The sequence below is a fragment of the Pantoea sp. YU22 genome (assembly GCF_003970755.1).
Taxonomy (GTDB): Bacteria; Pseudomonadota; Gammaproteobacteria; order Enterobacterales; family Enterobacteriaceae; genus Pantoea; species Pantoea piersonii.
On record NZ_RYDU01000001.1, the window covers coordinates 167,234 to 185,395 of the forward strand.

Sequence of the window (18,162 nt, forward strand, 5' to 3'; positions counted from 1 at the left end):
AGCAGGCATGACGCAGCAAATGGCGCCGGAGCAGGTTCTGGCGGTACGCAATCTTAACGTGCGCTTCAGCCATGAAGGGCGCGTGACGCAGGCAGTGCGCGACCTCTCGCTGGAGGTGCAGCGCGGCGAGACCCTGGCGATCGTCGGCGAGTCCGGCTCCGGCAAATCCGTCACCTCGCTGGCGCTGATGCGGCTGATCGAACAGGCGGGCGGCGAAGTCAGCGGCGATATTCTGCTGCGCCGACGCAACGGCGATCTGCTGGACGTGGCGCGCGCCACCCCGGGCGTGATGCGACGCGTGCGCGGCGCCGACATGGCGATGATCTTTCAGGAGCCGATGACCTCGCTCAATCCGGTATTCACCGTCGGCGAGCAGATCGCAGAATCTATCCGTTTGCATCAGGGGAAAAGCCATCAGCAGGCGCTGGCGGAAGCGCGCCGTATGCTCGATCTGGTGCGCATTCCCGAAGCGCAGGGCGTGCTGTCGCGCTATCCGCATCAGCTCTCCGGCGGCATGCGTCAGCGCGTTATGATTGCGATGGCGCTGTCGTGCCGTCCTGCGCTGCTGATCGCCGATGAGCCGACAACGGCGCTCGACGTGACGATTCAGGCGCAAATTCTGCAGCTGATCCGCGTGCTGCAAAAAGAGATGCATATGGGCGTGATTTTTATCACGCACGATATGGGCGTAGTGGCCGAAATGGCGGACCGCGTACAGGTGATGTACCGCGGCGACGTGGTGGAGAGCGCGCCGGTGCAGCAGCTGTTCGACGCGCCGCAGCAGCCTTATACCCAGGCGCTGCTGGCCGCGGTGCCCAAACTCGGCGCGATGAGCGGCCAGCCGTTGCCCGCCCGCTTTCCGCTGCTGCATGCCGGAGCGGAGAGCGAGCCGGAAACGCCGCAGGACACGGCGCGCCGCGATATTCCCCCCATTTTGCAGGTGCGCGATCTGGTGACGCGCTTTGATATTCGCGGCGGACTGCTTAACCGCGTCAAACGTCGCGTGCACGCGGTAGAGAAGGTGAGCTTCGATCTCTACGCCGGCGAGACGCTGGCGCTGGTCGGTGAATCAGGCTGCGGCAAATCCACTACCGGACGCTCGCTGCTGCGGCTGGTGGCGAGCCAGGGCGGCACTATTACCTTTAACGGCCAGCGTATCGACACGCTCTCCGGTTCGGCGCTGGCGCATCTGCGACGCGATATTCAGTTTATTTTTCAGGACCCTTACGCCTCGCTCGATCCGCGGCTGACGGTGGGCTTCTCCATCATGGAGCCGCTGCTGGTGCATAAAGTCATGTCACGCCGCGAGGCGGAACAGCGCGTCGCCTGGCTGCTGGAAAAGGTCGGGCTGCTGCCGGAGCATGCACAGCGTTATCCCCATGAGTTCTCTGGCGGCCAGCGCCAGCGTATCTGTATCGCGCGCGCTGGCACTCAATCCCAAAGTGGTGATCGCCGATGAGTCGGTGTCGGCGCTCGACGTGTCGATACAGGCGCAGATCGTCAACCTGATGCTCGATCTACAGCGTGAATTCGGCATCGCTTTCTTGTTTATTTCCCACGATATGGCGGTTGTGGAACGCATTAGCCATCGCGTGGCGGTTATGTATCTGGGACAGATCGTTGAAATGGGGCCGCGGCAGGCGGTATTTGAGGAGCCGCGTCACCCTTACACGCGCAAGCTGATGGCCGCCGTTCCGGTGGCGGATCCGGCGCATCGTCGGCGCGAACGCGCGCTGATGGTCGACGAGATCCCCAGCGCCGTGCGCGCGCTGGGCGACGAACCTGAGGTCGCGCCGCTGATTGAGGTTGCGCCAGGGCACTTCGTCGCGCGCCATGCTATCAGCAGCACCTGACATCACAATCACACTAGGCAGGGATTACAGGAGAACACGATGCACAACACAATGCGTAAAGGGTTACTGGCTGCGGGCGTGATCGGCGCCATGGCGGCGCTGCCCGCCTGGGCGGCAAAAGATGCGGTTATCGCCGTCGGCTCGAACTTCACCACGCTCGATCCCTATGACGCCAACGATACGCTGTCGCAGGCGGTGGCGAAATCGTTCTACCAGGGGCTGTTCGGCTTCGACAAAGATATGAAGCTGACCAACGTGCTGGCAGAAAGCTATCAGGCAAGCCCGGACGGCCTGACCTATACCATCAAGCTGCGTCCGGGGATTAAGTTCCAGGACGGCAGCGATTTCAACGCTGAAGCGGTCAAGGTCAACCTTGAGCGCGCCAGCAACCCCGATAACCATCTCAAGCGCTACAACCTGTTTAAATATATCGCCACCACCGAGGCGGTGGATCCCACCACGGTGAAAATTACCCTGAAGCAGCCTTTTTCCGCCTTTATTAATAACCTGGCGCACCCGGCGGCCGCGATGATTTCGCCGACCGCGCTGAAAAAATATGGCAAAGAGATCGGCTTTCACCCGGTTGGCACCGGTCCCTATGAGTTTGTGACCTGGAACCAGACCGACTACGTGAAGGTGAAAAAATGGGACGGCTACTGGAAAAAAGGCTATCCGAAACTCGACAGCATCACCTGGCGTCCGGTGGTAGACAACAATACCCGCGCAGCGATGCTGCAGACCGGTGAAGCAAACTTCGCTTTCCCAATCCCTTTCGAACAGGCCAAACTGCTGGAGAAGAATCCCAGGCTGAAGGTAGTGACGTCGCCATCGATCATGCAGCGCTATATCAGCCTGAACGTCACTCAGAAGCCGTTCGACAACCCGAAAGTGCGTGAGGCGCTGGAGTATGCAATCAATCGCGAAGCGCTGACCAAAGTCGCTTTTGCCGGTTATGCGACGCCTGCGACCGGCATCGTGCCGCCGACTATCGACTTTGCGCAAAAATACCCGGCGATTCAGTACAACCCGGCCAAAGCGCGCGAGCTGCTGAAGGAAGCGGGCTACCCCAACGGCTTTGAAACCACGCTCTGGTCGTCGCATAACCACAGCACCGCGCAAAAAGTGCTGCAGTTTACCCAGCAGCAGCTGGCGCAGGTGGGCGTGAAGGTGAAAGTCACGGCGATGGACGCCGGTCAGCGCGCCGCCGAGGTTGAGAGCAAAGGACAGAAAGAGAGCGGCGTACGCATGTTCTATACCGGCTGGTCTGCCTCTACCGGTGAAGCTGACTGGGCGCTGACGCCGCTGTTCGCCACCACTTCCTGGCCGCCAGCCATCTTTAACACCGCGTTTTACAGCAATCCGCAGGTGGATAAAGATCTGGCCGATGCGCTGAAAACCACGGACCGCGAGCGCAAAGCCAGCCTCTATAAAGACGCGCAGGATAAGATCTGGAACGACCATCCGTGGATCCCGCTGGTGGTGGAGCAGCTGGTTTCCGCCAACAGCGCGTCGCTGACCGGGTTCTATGTGATGCCCGACACCTCATTCAGCTTTGACGAGGCCGATCTGAAGTAATCCGACCGGCCAGCCCGCATGGGCTGGCCGCCGCTGCTCAGGATTTCGCATGCTTAACTATTTTATTAAACGTCTGTTCGGGCTCATCCCGACGCTGCTGATTGTGGCGGTGCTGGTGTTCCTGTTCGTTCACCTGCTGCCGGGCGATCCGGCGCGTCTGATCGCCGGTCAGGACGCCGACGCCACGGTGGTGGCGCTGGTGCGCCAGGAGCTGGGGCTGGATCAGCCGCTGCCGCAGCAGTTCTGGCACTTTATCCTGAATGCGCTGCAGGGCGACTTCGGCCACTCGCTGGTGTCGAAGCGGCCGGTGGCCGAAGAGATTGCCACGCGCTTTATGCCCACGCTGTGGCTGACGCTGGCCAGTATGGTCTGGGCGGTGATCTTCGGCATGGCGATCGGCATCGTCTCCGCCGTATGGCGTAACCGCTGGCCGGATCGCCTGGGCATGACGCTGGCGGTATCGGGCATCTCCTTTCCCGCCTTTGCGCTCGGTATGCTGCTGATGCAGATTTTCTCGGTGGAGCTAGGCTGGCTGCCGACCGTCGGCGCGGGCAGTTGGAAACATTACATTCTGCCTTCGGTGACGCTGGGTGCCGCCGTGGCGGCGGTAATGGCGCGCTTTACCCGCGCCTCGTTCGTCGAGGTGATGCAGGAAGATTATATGCGCACCGCGCGCGCCAAAGGCGTGCGCGAATCGCTGGTGGTGGTAAAACACGGCCTGCGCAACGCCATGATCCCGGTCGTGACCATGATGGGCCTGCAGTTCGGCTTTCTGCTCGGCGGCTCTATCGTGGTAGAAGTGGTCTTTAACTGGCCCGGTCTGGGCCGCCTGCTGGTTGATTCGGTGGAGATGCGCGATTACCCGGTGATTCAGGCCGAAGTGCTGCTCTTTTCGCTGGAGTTCATCCTGATTAACCTGATTGTCGATCTGCTCTATGCGGCAATCAATCCCGCCATTCGCTACAGGTAAGGAGTCGCAATGAAAAACTGGCGACGCGAAGCGGTGCTGAAAAGCCTGCCGCTGACGACGGAAAATCGGGTTCGCACCCCCTGGAGCGAGTTCTGGCGACGCTTTCGCCGTCAGCCGGTGGCGATGGCGTCAGGGCTGTTTGTGCTGCTGCTGATCGTGCTGGCGTTTATCGCGCCGCTTATCGCCCCGTTCGACGCAGAGAATTACTTCGACTACGACCGGCTCAATCAGGGGCCGTCGCTGATGCACTGGTTCGGCGTCGACTCGCTTGGACGCGACATCTTCAGCCGCGTGCTGGTCGGCACCCGCATCTCGCTTATTGCCGGCTTCTTTTCGGTGGCGATTGGCGCGGCGATCGGCACGTTCTTCGGCCTGCTGGCGGGCTACTACGAAGGAGCCTGGGATCGCATTACCATGCGTATCTGCGATGTGCTGTTCGCTTTTCCCGGCATTCTGCTGGCGATTGCGGTGGTGGCGATTATGGGCAGCGGCATGAGCAACGTGATTATCGCGGTGGCGATTTTCAGCATCCCGGCGTTTGCCCGTCTGGTGCGCGGCAATACCCTGGTGCTGAAACATCAGACCTATATCGAGTCGGCGCGCAGCATTGGCGCCTCTGACGCCACCATCCTGCTGCGCCATATTCTGCCCGGCACGGTGTCGTCGATTGTGGTCTATTTCACCATGCGTATCGGCACCTCGATTATTACCGCCGCCAGCCTGTCGTTCCTCGGCCTGGGGGCGCAGCCGCCGACGCCGGAGTGGGGTGCGATGCTCAACGAGGCGCGCGCCGATATGGTGATGGCGCCCCACGTGGCGATTTTCCCCAGCCTCGCGATTTTTCTCACGGTTTTAGCATTTAATTTGCTTGGCGACGGGCTACGCGACGCGCTCGATCCTAAACTCAAGACATGAAAAAATTCGATTACGAGCAGGACTTTAAAACCATCGACTTCCGTAAGAACCCGGAGCGTTATCAGGTCGGGCGCGGCGAGCAGGGCGTGCTGATGGTGGAACCCTATAAAAGCGAAATATTGCCGCACTGGCGTTTTCGCACTGTGCCGATCGCCAAAGCCTCTGCGGCGAAAATCATGGAGATGTTTGAAGCCTATCGCGCGCAGGATGATTTCGTCGGTATGGATATGGCGCGCAAGTTTATTCAGATGGGGTATACCCGCGCGCGCCGCTACAGCAACCACAAGGGCGGGCGCAAGTATGACGCCGACGGCAATGAGCTGCCGCGCGGCGTCGACGAAGAAAAGGCCGCTGCGGCGGCCGTTTTCAAAGCGTACTGGGATCGACTGCGTGAAGATCAGGACTATCTGACGCGCAAGCAGGCGCATCAGAAGCGATACGGTTAAACGCGCGTTCCCCAGAGGTCGTACTCGTCGGCGTTCTCGACTTTTACGCGGATAACGTCGCCCGGTTTTACGCCGCGCTCGCCGTTAAGGTAGACCGCGCCGTCGATTTCCGGCGCGTCCGCCATGCTGCGGCCGATAGCACCTTCTTCATCCACTTCGTCAATAATCACCAGGATTTCACGGCCGACTTTTTCCTGCAGACGCTCGGCGGAAATCTGCTGCTGCAGCTGCATAAAGCGGTCGAAGCGATCCTGTTTCACCGCGTCGTCAACCTGATCCGGCAGCTGGTTGGCGGTTGCGCCTTCCACTGGGCTGTACTGGAAGCAGCCCACGCGGTCCAGACGTGCCTCCCGGATAAAATCGAGCAGCAGCTGGAAATCCTCTTCGGTTTCGCCGGGGAAGCCGACGATAAAGGTCGAGCGCAGCGTCAGCTCCGGGCAGATTTCGCGCCAGCGCTTGATGCGTTCCAGCGTACGCTCCACCGCGCCCGGACGCTTCATGAGCTTCAGGATGCGCGGGCTGGCGTGCTGCAGAGGAATGTCCAGATAGGGCAGGATTTTGCCTTCCGCCATCAGCGGAATAACGTCGTCAACGTGCGGGTAAGGGTAGACGTAGTGTAGACGTACCCAGACGCCGAGCTTCGCCAGCTGTTCGCACAGACCCACCATGCTGGTTTTCACCGGCTGGCCGTTCCAGAAACCGGTGCGGTGTTTGACGTCAACGCCGTAGGCGGAGGTGTCCTGTGAGATCACCAGCAGCTCTTTTACGCCCGCTTCCACCAGACGTTTAGCCTCATCCAGCACCTCGCCGATGGCGCGGCTGTCGAGATCGCCGCGCATCGACGGGATAATGCAGAAGGTGCAGCGATGGTTGCAGCCTTCGGAAATCTTCAGGTAGGCGTAGTGACGCGGCGTCAGCTTAACGCCCTGCTGCGGCACCAGGCTTAAAAATGGATTATGCTGCGGTTTCGGCACATAGGTGTGCACATGGGACAATACCTGTTCATAGCTGTGCGGGCCGGTGATCTCCAGCACTTTTGGATGAACCTCGCGGATCTGATCCACTTTCGCGCCGAGACAGCCGGTGACGATCACCTTGCCGTTCTCATTGAGCGCTTCGCCGATCGCCTCCAGCGACTCCTGCACCGCGCTGTCGATAAAACCGCAGGTGTTTACAATGACGATTTCAGCGTCGTCATAACGCGGCACAACGTCGTAGCCTTCAGTACGCAGCTCCGTCAGGATACGTTCTGAATCCACAAGGTTTTTAGGACAGCCGAGCGAGACGAAGCCCACGCGCGGCGGCAGTGTAGTATTGGTATTGGACATGGCTCTGTTTCCGGGTTCTGCACAGCGATGGCGCGCGATTTTACCTGCGTCTCGCTGAAAGTTGTAGCGTTATTTATAGGGGAATTCGTGGGGCATTTCAGACAGATAAGCGCCACTTGCGTCTGCCAGGAAAGCGGGCCGTCGCGCGCCCGTTACGTAAATAAGTGAAAAAGTCGCGGCCAGTCATTTACGGGCTAACTTCTGGTAATTTCGACAAAAAATCAACGCTGCCAGGCAGGCAAAAATTGTCAATACTCATAACAGGGTTGAGTTTAATGCGGCCTGGTGCTTAAATCCGGGATTCAAATTTACTGTGAATTCAATAATAAGCAGATAATAGGGCAGCTGCGGACGCCTGTCGCCGTAGTCGACTAAGTGGATAATGTGAGAGCGCAATGATGAAAGAGATCGTTAACGGATTTCTGAGTTTTCAACAGAATGTGTTTCCTGAAAGGAAGGATCTTTTCAAAAGCCTGGCGTCGAACCAAAATCCTAAAGCGCTGTTTATCTCCTGTTCTGACAGCCGTTTAGTACCGGAACTGGTTACCCAGCAGGAGCCGGGTCAGCTGTTCGTGATCCGCAACGCAGGCAATATCGTACCGCCGTTCGGTCCGGAGCCAGGCGGCGTGTCGGCCACCATCGAATATGCGCTGATGGTGCTGGGCGTGAGTGAAATCATCATCTGCGGCCACTCCAACTGCGGCGCGATGAACGCTATCGCTTCCTGTCAGTGCATGGACACCATGCCCGCGGTTGAACACTGGCTGCGCTACGCCGATGCGGCGAAAACTGTAGTGGAAGAGCGCGAATACGAGACGGCGGAAGCCAAGCTGAACGAGATGGTGAAAGAGAACGTCATCGCTCAGCTGAACAATATCAAGACTCACCCGTCCGTGGCGCTGGCGCTGCGTAAAGGCAAAGTGCGTCTGCACGGCTGGGTATATGATATCGAGTCAGGCAAAATTATCGCCCTGACCCCGGGCGGCAAGAGCTTTATCTCTCTCTCCGATAACCCGGAAACCTGCTTCGAGTAAGCCTCCCGCCCGCCCGCTGCGCATGCAGCGGGCGTTTCGTTGTCATTATTCCAACGCCTTCTCAACGGATTATCTAAGCTAGTAATTTCCCCTTGAGAATTTATCATGCGTAAAACCTCCTTGTTGACCCTGCTGGCAAGCGCCATGCTGCTGGCGGGATGTACTTCGCACGTTGCCGACAAACAACAATATTCCGGTTTTATTAACGATTACAGTCAGCTTAAGCCCGCCTCATCCGCCAGCGATCGGCCAACGCTGCGCTGGGTTTCTCCCGACTACCGCGACAGCGACTATACCTCGGTGGTTTATACGCCAGTGGTTTACTATCCGGCGGCTAAGCCTACGGCGCGCGTCAGCCAGCAGACGCTGGATCAAATCCGTCGCTACGCCGACACGCGGCTGAAAACGGCGATCGCCGAACGTAAACAGCTGGTGACGCAGCCTGGTCCGCATACCCTGATCGTACGCAGCGCCATTACCGGCGTGACGGCGGAAAACGAGGGCGTTCAGTTTTATGAAGTCGTGCCGGTGGCGGCGGTAATCGCCAGCACCATGGCGGCGACCGGTCACCGTACGCAAAACAGCGCCTTATTTCTTGAGATCGAGGCACGCGACGCCCAGACCGGTAAGCCCCTGATTAAAGTGGTGCGTAAGGCGTTCGGCAACCCCTTGAACAACAGTAGCGCGCCCATCACCTATGGCGACGTGAAAAGCGCGATTGATGATACAGTCAGCGACGCCGTGCACTTTAGCGCGCCCTGAGCCGGACGCCAGCGGCAGAAACCTCTTCTTTAATCTTTTGTAAAGCCTGAACATTATTTAATCGCGCTGGCTACCCTTACACTTATTCCCTGGTGACTGGAGCATATTATGGCCCGACTGACTGCCGCGCTGTTACTCGGCGGCGCGCTGTTTACTCTCCCCGTGCTGGCAGAAGAGGTGCAGGTTCAGGTTCTGCAGGAGAAACTTAATCATCCCTGGTCGGTCGCCTTTTTGCCGGACAATCAGACGCTGCTGATTACCGAGCGGAGCGGACAGCTGCGCAGCTGGCGATCGGAAAGCGGTTTGTCGCAGCCGATTGAAGGCGTGCCGAAAGCGGTCGTGCGCCGACAGGCGGGTCTGCTCGACGTGGTGCTGGCGCCGGACTTCGCCCAGAGCCGTCGCGTGTGGCTCAGCTACACCGAAGCCAACAGCAGCGGCGAACTGGGCGCGGCGGTCGGCTATGGTCAGCTTAGCGAAGATAACCGACGTCTGATCGGCTTTAAAACGGTCATCCGCCAGACGCCGCAGCTGTCGGCGGGCAACAACCTTGGCACGCGCCTGGCCTTCGATCGCGACGGCTATCTCTATATTGCTTTCGGCGACAACTTCCACAGCAGCAGCGCGCAGGATCTCGACAAACTGACCGGCAAAATCCTGCGCCTTAATCAGGACGGCAGCGTGCCGAAAGACAATCCTTTCGTCAGCCGCCGCGGCGCGCGGCCTGAGATCTGGGCCTACGGCGTGCGCAATCCGCAGGGGCTGGCCTTTAATCCCTGGACGCAGCAGATGTGGGAGAGCGAGCATGGCCCGCGCGGCGGAGATGAGGTGAATATCCCGCAGAAAGGCAAAAACTACGGCTGGCCGCTGGCTACCTGGGGCATCGACTACAACGGCAGCAACGTGCCGGAGTCAAAAGGCTCGCACGTGGCGGGTACGGAGCAGCCGGTGTTTTACTGGAAACGCTCGCCGGCGATTAGCGGCATGGCGTTTTACAACAGCGCGCGCTTTCCGCAGTGGAAAAATTCCCTGTTTATCGGCGCGCTCAAGGAGAAGAGCCTGATTCGGCTCAGCGTTAACGGCGATAAGGTCGTCGAGGCGCAGCGCCTGCTGGAGGATCGCAATGAACGCATCCGCGATGTGCGTCAGGGGCCGGATGGCTATCTTTACGTGCTTACCGACGACGATAACGGCAAGCTGCTGAAGGTGGGATTAGCGCAGGACGCCAGCGCGTCCCGCGGTTAATCAGCGCGCCCAGCGGCACACTTCCCAGCCGCGCTTCAGCGCCTCCTGATGCAGCAGCGCATCGGGATTGATGACCAGCGCATGATCGGCCTGCGCCAGCAGCGGCAGGTCGTTCATGGAGTCGCTGTAGGCCCAGGTGCGCGCAAAATCACGCTCCTGCTGCAGCGCGCGCCAGTCGGTCAGTCGGGTGACTTTACCCTCTTTATAGGTCATGGTGCCGTAAGTCTGTCCGCTGTAGCGGTCATCCACCACTTCGACGCCGATCGCCAGCGCGCCATGCGCACCCAGCCGTTCAGCAATCGGCGTTACCAGATGTTCACCGCTGGCGGAGCAAATCACCACTCTGTCGCCGCGTTGCTGGTGCCAGTTGATGCGGTCGCGCGCTTCAGGATAGACGCGCGGCAGGATATCGCGATGGATCCAGCGGCGCACCCAGCCCGCGACCGTCGGCGCCGCCAGACCGGCCAGCGGCGAGAGCGTCAGCGCCATGTAATCTTCCATCGCCAGGGTGCCGGCATAATATTGCGCCATCAGCGCCTGCTCTTCGGCCAGCAGCTCTTCACGGGCAAAGCCCTGCGATACCAGCCAACGCAGCCACAGGCCGGTACTGTCTTCGCAGATGACGGTTTCGTCCAGATCAAATACGGCTAAGTCCATGGTGGGTCTCCTCTGTTGACTCACAACAGCCTGGCAGAATTTTGTGACGGTCTTAACCCTTCTGCGAAAAATCGGAATTTCACCGGCTTTTCCGTGCGCGAAGGGCGCGCGAAACTGGTCAGCGCCTCCGGCAGCTGCCAGGGTTACTCTACTAAACTCTATAAAACTTTACGGTTGGGCGGTTTTTTTCATGCTCTGCAGAGGGTAGCGTTTCACTCTGTAGGTTTTTGCCTTAAAACCGCGATTTAACATGGAATTTCCTCGCACATGACAACTATTCTCTCTTCACGCCGCCTGCGGCATGTCGCCGCCGCCTCTTTACTGCTGTTTGTCGCACCCGCCGCTTTTGCCGTGGATGCGCCTGCGCCGCCTCAGGTTGAGGCTAAAGCCTGGATATTAATGGATTACGCCAGCGGCAAGGTGCTGGCAGAGGGCAATGCGGACGACCGGCTCGATCCCGCCAGCCTGACCAAAATGATGACCAGCTATGTTGTCGGACAGGCGCTGAAGTCCGGCAAAATCAAACGCGACGATATGGTGACTATCGGTCAGGATGCCTGGGCCACCGGCAACCCTAAGCTGAGAGGCTCATCGCTGATGTTTCTCAAGCCAGGCGATCGCATTCCGGTCTCTGAGCTGAATAAAGGTATCGTCATCCAGTCGGGCAATGACGCCTGCATCGCGCTGGCGGATTATGTCGCTGGCAGCCAGGACGCCTTTATCGGTCTGATGAATAACTACGTTAAGGTGTTTGGGCTGAAAAATACCCACTTTATGACGGTGCACGGGCTGGATGCGGAAGGGCAGTACAGTACGGCGCGCGATATGGCGCTGATTGGCCAGGCGCTGATTCGCGACGTGCCGGAAGAGTATGCGCTGAATAAAGAAAAAGAGTTCACCTTCAACCGCATCCGCCAGATGAACCGCAACCGGCTGCTCTGGAGCACCAACCTTCAGGTCGACGGCATCAAGACCGGCCACACGTCGGGCGCAGGCAATAATCTGGTGGCATCCGCCACCGAAAACGATATGCGTCTGATCTCCGTGGTGCTGGGCACTGCCACCGACGCCGCGCGGTTCCGCGAAAGCGAGAAGCTGCTGACCTGGGGTTTCCGCTTTTTTGAAACCGTGACGCCGATTAAGGCGGATAAGCCTTTCGCGCAGCAGCGCGTCTGGTTCGGCGATCGCAAAGAGGTCAACCTGGGCGTTGAGAAGGATGCTGCGCTGACGCTGCCGAAAGGGCAGATGAAGAACCTGAAGGCGAGCTATAACCTGACCACGCCGCAGCTTGAAGCGCCCTTAAAGAAAAATCAGGTGGTCGGCACCATCGATTTCCAGCTTGATGGCAAAACCATTGAGCAGCGCCCGCTGGTGGTGATGGAGGAGGTGCCGCAGGGCAATTTCTTCAGCCGCATCGTCGATTTCGTGCTGATGCAGTTCCATACGCTGTTCGGCAAGTGGTTTAGCTAACACGAGCGCGCTGATAGCGTTGAGCAGACGCGGATGGCATGGGCCGATCGCAAAGTCGCTCAGGGCATCCCTGCGCGCTCGGCCCGCGACATCCCGGTCGCGGGACGCTTTGCTCCTCTGCCCATGCAATCCGCTTTCAGACTAATGGGTTGCCTGTCAGTGCTATCCGCTTTCAGGTCAGCGTACTGCCTGGCTGTTTAATCCTGAATCCAGCCCTTACGAATCGGCAGGGCGAACAGCGCGCGGTAGGCGGCGTTAAAGGTTGCCAGCATGCGCGCGCCATAACCCTGCCAGGCGAGATGCGACGCCAGGCAGCCGAGCAGTCCCACCAGAAACCCGCCCAGCATATCCATCGGCCAGTGCACGCCGAGATAGACCCGCGACCAGGCGATAGCGCTGCCGATCGCCATCAGAATGATGCCCGACCAGAGGCGATGCCAGAAAATAAACGCCAGCGCGAAGGTGAAAATCGTAGTGCCGTGATCGCTGGGGTAGGAGTCGTCAGGCGCATGATGCAGAAACTGATAGCCCAGCCCGATGGCGAAGGGGCGAGGATGCGGGAAAAGCTGACCAACGCACCAGGAGATGGCCAGCGCGTAAATCAGCGCCATGCCGGTTTTCAGCACCAGCACGCGCTGCGATTTTAACTGGTCGCGCGGCCCCCACAGCCAGAGCGCGACAATCAGCAGCGGCACGATAGCGATAAGATCTTTGGCAATAAAGGTCGCCAGCGCCAGCAGCCAGCCAGGCGAGTCGGGCGTCGCGTTTATGGATAAAAACAGAGAGTGGTTAAGCGCTTCCATAGTGGTCGTAAAATCCTCGTGTGTGCCTGCACCCGTTCGCCGTTGCGCACAAAATGCCAATGAAAAGGCCTATTCTGGCGACGCCGCCGGACGGGAGATATTGCGCCAGCTCCTAAATGACGCGCAGGTTGCAGAACGGTTTAGGTTCGATGACGATGCGCGCATCCTTTGCCCGCTCTGCCTGTCACGATTGTAAAAATCGCAGGCATAAAAAAACCCGTCAGTAAAAAACTGGCGGGCTCCACAATTTGGGGATTTCAAAGAAAAGCAGTGGCACTTATTCAGACTCACCCTTAACAAAAAAGTTCTGGACTGAGTCAAAAAAATTTTATAGAGGCAAAAGCGGCCAGATAATCACAATCAGCGTACCGGCCAGCGTCAACAGAACGTTGGCGATGGCGTAAGTGCCCGCATAGCCCAGCGCTGGAATATTGCTGCGCGCCGTGTCGCAGATAATTTCCATGGCAGGTGCGCAGGTGCGCGCGCCCATAATCGCGCCGAACAGCAGCGCGCGGTTCATGCGCAGCACATAGGCGCCGAAGAGATAGCAGATCACCACCGGCAGCAGGCTCACCAGCAGACCGCACAGCAGCATCAGCGCGCCTTCACTGCCGAGACCGTGATTAATGCCGCTGCCGGCGCTTAAGCCGACGCCCGCCATAAACACCATCAGCCCGAACTCTTTCACCATCGTCAGCGCGCCTTGCGGGATATAGCCGAAGGTGGGATGATTGGCGCGCAAAAAGCCGAGCATAATGCCGGCGAACAGCAGCCCGGCGGCATTGCCGATACCGAAGCTGAAGTTGCTGAACTGGAAGGTAATCAGGCCGATCATCAGCCCGACGATAAAGAAGGCGCAGAACGCCAGCAGATCGGTCACTTGGCTGTGAATGGCGATAAATCCGATGCGGTCCGCCACGTTTTTTACGCGCTTCGCCTCGCCGCTGACCTGCAATATATCGCCTTTATGCAACATAATGCTGTCGTCGATCGGCATCTCAATCTGGCTGCGGATCACGCGGTTAAGGAAACAGCCGTGATCGGTCAGATTAAGTTTGCTGAGGCGCTTATTCACCGCGTTGTGATTTTTCACCACGATCTCTTCAGTGACGATGCGCATATCGAGCAGATCGCGGTCGAAGACCTCTTTGCCGTTGCGGAAGCTGGCGTCGAGACGCGCATGGGCGTCCGGATAGCCTACCAGCGAAATATCATCGCCGAGCTGCAGCACCGCGTCGCCGTCGGGGCTGGCCAGAATGCCGTTGCGGCGAATACGCTCGATATAGCAACCGGTCTGGCGATAAATCCCCAGTTCACGCAGGTTTTTGCCGCCGCTCCACGCCACCAGCTCCGGGCCGACGCGATAGGCGCGGATAACCGGCAGAAAGACTTTGCGCTGGCTGTCGGCGTCAAGGCCGCGTTCGCGCGCGATTTGCTGCGCGCAGGTCGGCAGATCCTGGTGCTGCAGGCGTGGCAGGTAGCGCGCGCCGAAAATCAGGCTGACCAGACCCACCAGGTAAGTCAGGGCGTAGCCGAGGGAGAGGTGATCCTGCATTAGCGCCAGCGGGCCGCTGTCGTTAATGCTCTGACGCAGGGTATCGCCCGCGCCGACCAGCACCGGCGTTGAGGTCATCGAGCCCGCCAGCATCCCCGCCGTCAGGCCGATATCCCAGCCAAAGAGTTTGCCGAAGCCCAGCGCCAGCAGCAGGGCGCTCACCACCATAACAATCGCCAGCAGAAAATAGTTTTTTCCGTCGCGGAAGAAAATAGAGAAAAAGTTGGGACCCGCCTCCACGCCGACGCAGAAAATAAACAGCATAAAGCCCAGGCTTAATGCCTCGGTATTCATGACGAAATGTTGTTGGCCGAGTAATAAAGAAACAACTAATACACCGATGGAATTACCTAACTGTACTGAACCCAGGCGCAATTTCCCCAGGCACAGACCGAGTGCTAAAACGACAAATAATAACAGAACGTCATTTCCGCTTAACAAATCTGCGACGTTTATGTTCACTGTTTAACTTCTTGTTTACCTGTAAGCTATTGATGACAGGCCTGTTTTTCGCTATCTTGTGCAGGCCGCGCAGCGAGCCTGCTGTTTTATTTAAACAGGTCACTCTTAAACGGCAGGTATTCTAATCATAAAAATCACCCTCAGCCATTAGCTTAAAATTTCATACAGCTATCGGCCTGTTTCATTTTATTTCCACCAGAGATCGCGGCGAGTTGTTGTCATTGTGATGATTTTCAATAAGTGGGGTGATATGCCACAGCGTTCCTTACGCTGGACCAGTGCAATGCTTGGCGTTGTACTCTACAGCCTGGTGTTTATTTATTCTCATTACTACTGGCTGGCGGGCAATGCACCGCTGCGAGGGCAGCCTGAACTGCTGCTTTTTTTGCTGCCGGGCGCGGTCATGGCGCTGCTGCATACGGAGAGTCCGTTAAAGAGCACGCTGCTGATGGCGCTGGGTGGCACGCTGCTTGGCGTGCTGCTGCTCAATAACGCGCTGCTGACGCATATCAGCTGGCTGACCCTGTCGGTCTGGAGCCTGAGCGCGCTTTTCTGGGCGGGCAGCGGCGCGCTGCTGGTACGGCTGGTGCGTATCGTCTGGCGCTGAGGCCATAATGAAAAACGGGCCGATTTGGCCCGTTAAAAGAGCAGCGAAAAATTACGCGCTCAGATTCGCTTTGGTCCAGGCAGCGAAATCGGTGTAGCCGCCGATATGCTGTTCATCAACGAAAATTTGCGGCACGGTGCTTACCGGCTTGCCCGCGCTTTTCTCCAGATCCGCTTTAGTAATGCCTTCCGCCTGGATATCCACATACTGGTAGCTAAAGTCGTCGCGCTCGGCGCTGAGCTTGTCGGCCAGCTCTTTCGCACGCACGCAGTAGGGGCAGCCAGGACGACCAAAAATCACAGTAACCATGAAACGCTCCTTAATTCAGGCTTTAAATGTGAGCTATGTCACATAAGCTCGGGGTAGATGGACAACATGATGCCCGCTCGAACCGCTTAAAGAAAGCAGGAAATGCCTGTTAGTCTGATGCGCGTCGTCTATGCAAGCTTGTGAAGCTTGACCATAATTGACGGCCTGAACCCGGTGCGACCCAGGAGAAAGCCCATGCCAAATCTGGCGCGTTTACCCAAAGTTTTGCTGATTATGGAGGCGCTCGGCGGTTTGCTGGCGCTGTGCGCGCTGCTGCTGGCCAACAACTGGCTGCCGCTGCCCGGCCATGCTGACAGCAAAATGGCGGCGACCGCGCTGCTGATTATCGGCATTTTGCTGATGCTGCCCGCCGCCTGGCTGATGATGTGGCGCACCGCAAAAGCGATGGCGCCGCAGCTGTTCGGTCGCACCCTTAATAAAAATGAGACTCGCCGGAGACCTTAATGACACCGACTATCGATCTATTGTGCAGCCACCGTTCCATTCGTGCCTTTACTGAGCAGGCGATTAGCGCGGAACAGCGTGAGGCGATTATCGCCGCGGCGCAATCGGCCTCCACCTCCAGCTTTCTTCAGTGCTCTTCCATTATTCGCATTACCGATCCCGCGCTGCGCCAGCAGCTGGTCACGCTGACGGGCGGCCAGCAATGGGTGGCGGACGCTGCTGAATTCTGGGTGTTCTGTGCCGATTTTAATCGCCATTTGCAGATCTGCCCCGATGCGCAGCTGGGACGCGCTGAACAGCTGCTGCTGGGCTGCGTCGATACCGCGCTGATGGCGCAGAACGCGATGGTCGCCGCCGAATCGCTCGGCCTGGGCGGCGTGTTTATCGGCGGCATCCGCAACAGCATCGCGCAGGTTACTGAGCTGCTCGGCTTGCCGAAATTCGTGCTGCCGCTGTTTGGCTTCTGCATCGGCTATCCCTCTGCGGTGCCCGATCCCAAGCCGCGTCTGCCGCAGGCGATGCTGGTGCATGAAAATCGCTATCAGCCGGTAGACCCGCAGGTGCTGGCCGACTACGATAGCCGCACGGCGATCTACTATGAGCACCGCGACAGCAATCAGCGCAGCGAGACCTGGAGCGAGCTGATTCAGCGTCTGATCATTAAAGAGACGCGCCCCTTTATGCTCGACTACCTGCATCAGCAGGGTTGGGCAACGCGCTAATCTACAAGAGGTTCGATGATGAAAATCGCCATCCTGTCGCGTGACGGGCAGCTTTATTCCTGCCGACGCCTGCGTGAGGTTGCCGAACAGCGCGGGCACGAGGTTCAAATCATCGATCCGCTCTCCTGCTACATGAATATCAATCCGGCGTCGCCGACGGTGCACTACCGCGGCGAACCCCTCGGTCATTTCGATGCGGTTATTCCGCGCATCGGGCCCGCCATTACCTTTTACGGCACGGCGGTGCTGCGTCAGTTCGAAATGTGCGGCAGCTACCCGCTCAACGAGTCGCTGGCGATCGCCCGCGCCCGCGACAAGCTGCGCTCGCTGCAGCTGCTGGCGCGTCAGGGCATCGATATGCCGGTGACCGGCTTCGCCTCGTCGCCGGACGATACCCAGGATCTTATCGCCATGGTGGGTGGCGCGCCGCTGGTGGTGAAGCTGGTGGAAGGCACGCAAGGCATCGGCGTGGTGCTGGCGGAGACGCGACAGGCAGCGGAGAGCGTGATAGACGCCTTCCGCGGGCTCAACGCGCATATTCTGGTGCAGGAGTTTATTCAGGAAGCGCAGGGACGCGACGTGCGCTGCCTGGTCATAGGCGATGAAGTGGTGGCGGCGATTGAGCGCGAGGCGAAAGAGGGCGATTTCCGCTCTAATCTGCACCGCGGCGGCAAAGCGCATCCGGTGGAGATCACGCCGCAGGAGCGCGCCATGGCGGTTAAAGCAGCCGCGACGCTGGGGCTGGAAGTGGCGGGTGTAGATATTTTGCGCGCTCGTCGCGGCCCGCTGGTGATGGAGGTTAACGCCTCGCCTGGGCTGGAGGGGATCGAAACCGCCACCGGTATGGATATCGCCGGGATGATGATCGGCTGGACAGAGCGGAACGCTTTGCCCGGTTTCAGTCTTAAAACCGGCGGCTGACGCGCGCTTTTCAGCGGTTTTCGTAGCGTCACGCGTTTTTTTTCCGTAAGCTTAGTCGCCTGTTTA

The 18,162-nt window shown here is 58.7% G+C and carries 17 protein-coding genes and 1 pseudogene; 13 read left to right on the forward strand and 5 right to left on the reverse strand.

Annotated features, from left to right (window positions below; all coding sequences use genetic code 11):
• The first annotated feature begins 7 nt into the window (after nucleotides 1-7).
• From gsiA to EKL29_RS00835, 5 genes and pseudogenes are all read left to right on the forward strand, one after another.
• Nucleotides 8-1,853, forward strand: a pseudogene (gene gsiA / locus EKL29_RS00815) (glutathione ABC transporter ATP-binding protein GsiA).
• 39 nt (nucleotides 1,854-1,892) lie between these two features.
• Nucleotides 1,893-3,428, forward strand: coding sequence for a glutathione ABC transporter substrate-binding protein GsiB (gene gsiB, locus EKL29_RS00820; RefSeq protein ID WP_126688608.1), 1,536 nt, complete (start codon nucleotides 1,893-1,895; stop codon nucleotides 3,426-3,428).
• 49 nt (nucleotides 3,429-3,477) lie between these two features.
• Complete coding sequence (gene gsiC / locus EKL29_RS00825) at nucleotides 3,478-4,398, forward strand: glutathione ABC transporter permease GsiC (RefSeq protein WP_120451701.1); 921 nt, start codon at nucleotides 3,478-3,480, stop codon at nucleotides 4,396-4,398.
• A 9-nt stretch (nucleotides 4,399-4,407) separates the two neighbouring features.
• On the forward strand, nucleotides 4,408-5,313 hold the full coding sequence (gene gsiD / locus EKL29_RS00830) for a glutathione ABC transporter permease GsiD (protein ID WP_120451703.1): 906 nt from the start codon (nucleotides 4,408-4,410) through the stop codon (nucleotides 5,311-5,313).
• Complete coding sequence (locus EKL29_RS00835; protein WP_126688609.1) at nucleotides 5,310-5,759, forward strand: DUF4385 domain-containing protein; 450 nt, start codon at nucleotides 5,310-5,312, stop codon at nucleotides 5,757-5,759. The genes gsiD and EKL29_RS00835 overlap by 4 nt, the downstream gene beginning before the upstream one ends.
• On the opposite strand, the gene rimO is transcribed toward EKL29_RS00835, so the two are convergent.
• Nucleotides 5,756-7,087, reverse strand: a complete 1,332-nt coding sequence (rimO, locus tag EKL29_RS00840; protein ID WP_120451707.1) for a 30S ribosomal protein S12 methylthiotransferase RimO — start codon at nucleotides 7,085-7,087, stop codon at nucleotides 5,756-5,758. The genes EKL29_RS00835 and rimO overlap by 4 nt on opposite strands.
• Before the next feature lie 398 nt (nucleotides 7,088-7,485).
• On the opposite strand from rimO, the gene EKL29_RS00845 reads away from it, so the two are divergent.
• From EKL29_RS00845 to EKL29_RS00855, 3 genes are all read left to right on the forward strand, one after another.
• Complete coding sequence (locus tag EKL29_RS00845) at nucleotides 7,486-8,121, forward strand: carbonic anhydrase (RefSeq protein ID WP_120452844.1); 636 nt, start codon at nucleotides 7,486-7,488, stop codon at nucleotides 8,119-8,121.
• A 105-nt stretch (nucleotides 8,122-8,226) separates the two neighbouring features.
• Entirely contained in the window at nucleotides 8,227-8,883 is a 657-nt protein-coding gene (locus EKL29_RS00850) for a DUF3313 domain-containing protein (protein ID WP_126688610.1), read from the forward strand.
• A 108-nt stretch (nucleotides 8,884-8,991) separates the two neighbouring features.
• Entirely contained in the window at nucleotides 8,992-10,125 is a 1,134-nt protein-coding gene (locus EKL29_RS00855; protein WP_126688611.1) for a PQQ-dependent sugar dehydrogenase, read from the forward strand.
• On the opposite strand, the gene EKL29_RS00860 is transcribed toward EKL29_RS00855, so the two are convergent.
• A complete protein-coding gene (locus EKL29_RS00860) occupies nucleotides 10,126-10,782 on the reverse strand; it encodes an HAD family phosphatase (RefSeq protein WP_120451714.1) in 657 nt (218 codons plus the stop codon). It lies immediately after the preceding gene.
• A 267-nt stretch (nucleotides 10,783-11,049) separates the two neighbouring features.
• On the opposite strand from EKL29_RS00860, the gene EKL29_RS00865 reads away from it, so the two are divergent.
• Entirely contained in the window at nucleotides 11,050-12,252 is a 1,203-nt protein-coding gene (locus EKL29_RS00865) for a serine hydrolase (RefSeq protein WP_126688612.1), read from the forward strand.
• A 197-nt stretch (nucleotides 12,253-12,449) separates the two neighbouring features.
• Here the strand turns inward: EKL29_RS00865 and ybjG are convergent, their stop codons facing one another.
• Together ybjG and EKL29_RS00875 are read right to left on the reverse strand one after the other, a co-directional pair.
• Complete coding sequence (gene ybjG / locus EKL29_RS00870) at nucleotides 12,450-13,055, reverse strand: undecaprenyl-diphosphate phosphatase (RefSeq protein ID WP_120451718.1); 606 nt, start codon at nucleotides 13,053-13,055, stop codon at nucleotides 12,450-12,452.
• Between the two features lie 328 nt (nucleotides 13,056-13,383).
• The gene (locus EKL29_RS00875; RefSeq protein ID WP_126688613.1) at nucleotides 13,384-15,072 is read right to left on the reverse strand and encodes an aspartate:alanine antiporter; all 1,689 of its coding nucleotides are present in this window, start codon (nucleotides 15,070-15,072) and stop codon (nucleotides 13,384-13,386) included.
• A 250-nt stretch (nucleotides 15,073-15,322) separates the two neighbouring features.
• Here EKL29_RS00875 and ybjM point away from each other — a divergent pair, with 250 nt between their 5' ends.
• On the forward strand, nucleotides 15,323-15,679 hold the full coding sequence (gene ybjM, locus EKL29_RS00880; RefSeq protein WP_126688614.1) for an inner membrane protein YbjM: 357 nt from the start codon (nucleotides 15,323-15,325) through the stop codon (nucleotides 15,677-15,679).
• Between the two features lie 51 nt (nucleotides 15,680-15,730).
• Here the strand turns inward: ybjM and EKL29_RS00885 are convergent, their stop codons facing one another.
• A complete protein-coding gene (locus EKL29_RS00885) occupies nucleotides 15,731-15,988 on the reverse strand; it encodes a GrxA family glutaredoxin (RefSeq protein ID WP_126688615.1) in 258 nt (85 codons plus the stop codon).
• Nucleotides 15,989-16,183: 195 nt separating this feature from the next.
• On the opposite strand from EKL29_RS00885, the gene EKL29_RS00890 reads away from it, so the two are divergent.
• The 3 genes from EKL29_RS00890 to rimK are packed head-to-tail and all read left to right on the forward strand — an operon-like array spanning nucleotide 16,184 to nucleotide 18,096.
• Nucleotides 16,184-16,453 carry a DUF1418 family protein gene (locus EKL29_RS00890; protein ID WP_120451721.1) on the forward strand — a complete coding sequence of 90 codons (270 nt, stop codon included), beginning with the start codon at nucleotides 16,184-16,186 and terminating at the stop codon, nucleotides 16,451-16,453.
• Nucleotides 16,453-17,175, forward strand: a complete 723-nt coding sequence (nfsA, locus tag EKL29_RS00895; RefSeq protein ID WP_126688616.1) for an oxygen-insensitive NADPH nitroreductase — start codon at nucleotides 16,453-16,455, stop codon at nucleotides 17,173-17,175. Before EKL29_RS00890 ends, nfsA begins: the two co-directional genes overlap by 1 nt.
• A gap of 18 nt (nucleotides 17,176-17,193) precedes the next feature.
• A complete protein-coding gene (gene rimK / locus EKL29_RS00900; RefSeq protein ID WP_120452848.1) occupies nucleotides 17,194-18,096 on the forward strand; it encodes a 30S ribosomal protein S6--L-glutamate ligase in 903 nt (300 codons plus the stop codon).
• Nucleotides 18,097-18,162 lie beyond the last annotated feature (66 nt).

What these genes read in the sequence shown, in the direction of transcription:
- gsiB (WP_126688608.1), top strand. Translation starts at nt 1,893, where the DNA reads ATGCACAACACAATGCGTAAAGGGTTACTGGCTGCGGGCGTGATCGGC.
- gsiC (WP_120451701.1), top strand. Translation starts at nt 3,478, where the DNA reads ATGCTTAACTATTTTATTAAACGTCTGTTCGGGCTCATCCCGACGCTG.
- gsiD (WP_120451703.1), top strand. Translation starts at nt 4,408, where the DNA reads ATGAAAAACTGGCGACGCGAAGCGGTGCTGAAAAGCCTGCCGCTGACG.
- EKL29_RS00835 (WP_126688609.1), top strand. Translation starts at nt 5,310, where the DNA reads ATGAAAAAATTCGATTACGAGCAGGACTTTAAAACCATCGACTTCCGT.
- rimO (WP_120451707.1), bottom strand. Translation starts at nt 7,087, where the DNA reads ATGTCCAATACCAATACTACACTGCCGCCGCGCGTGGGCTTCGTCTCG.
- EKL29_RS00845 (WP_120452844.1), top strand. Translation starts at nt 7,486, where the DNA reads ATGAAAGAGATCGTTAACGGATTTCTGAGTTTTCAACAGAATGTGTTT.
- EKL29_RS00850 (WP_126688610.1), top strand. Translation starts at nt 8,227, where the DNA reads ATGCGTAAAACCTCCTTGTTGACCCTGCTGGCAAGCGCCATGCTGCTG.
- EKL29_RS00855 (WP_126688611.1), top strand. Translation starts at nt 8,992, where the DNA reads ATGGCCCGACTGACTGCCGCGCTGTTACTCGGCGGCGCGCTGTTTACT.
- EKL29_RS00860 (WP_120451714.1), bottom strand. Translation starts at nt 10,782, where the DNA reads ATGGACTTAGCCGTATTTGATCTGGACGAAACCGTCATCTGCGAAGAC.
- EKL29_RS00865 (WP_126688612.1), top strand. Translation starts at nt 11,050, where the DNA reads ATGACAACTATTCTCTCTTCACGCCGCCTGCGGCATGTCGCCGCCGCC.
- ybjG (WP_120451718.1), bottom strand. Translation starts at nt 13,055, where the DNA reads ATGGAAGCGCTTAACCACTCTCTGTTTTTATCCATAAACGCGACGCCC.
- ybjM (WP_126688614.1), top strand. Translation starts at nt 15,323, where the DNA reads ATGCCACAGCGTTCCTTACGCTGGACCAGTGCAATGCTTGGCGTTGTA.
- EKL29_RS00885 (WP_126688615.1), bottom strand. Translation starts at nt 15,988, where the DNA reads ATGGTTACTGTGATTTTTGGTCGTCCTGGCTGCCCCTACTGCGTGCGT.
- EKL29_RS00890 (WP_120451721.1), top strand. Translation starts at nt 16,184, where the DNA reads ATGCCAAATCTGGCGCGTTTACCCAAAGTTTTGCTGATTATGGAGGCG.
- nfsA (WP_126688616.1), top strand. Translation starts at nt 16,453, where the DNA reads ATGACACCGACTATCGATCTATTGTGCAGCCACCGTTCCATTCGTGCC.
- rimK (WP_120452848.1), top strand. Translation starts at nt 17,194, where the DNA reads ATGAAAATCGCCATCCTGTCGCGTGACGGGCAGCTTTATTCCTGCCGA.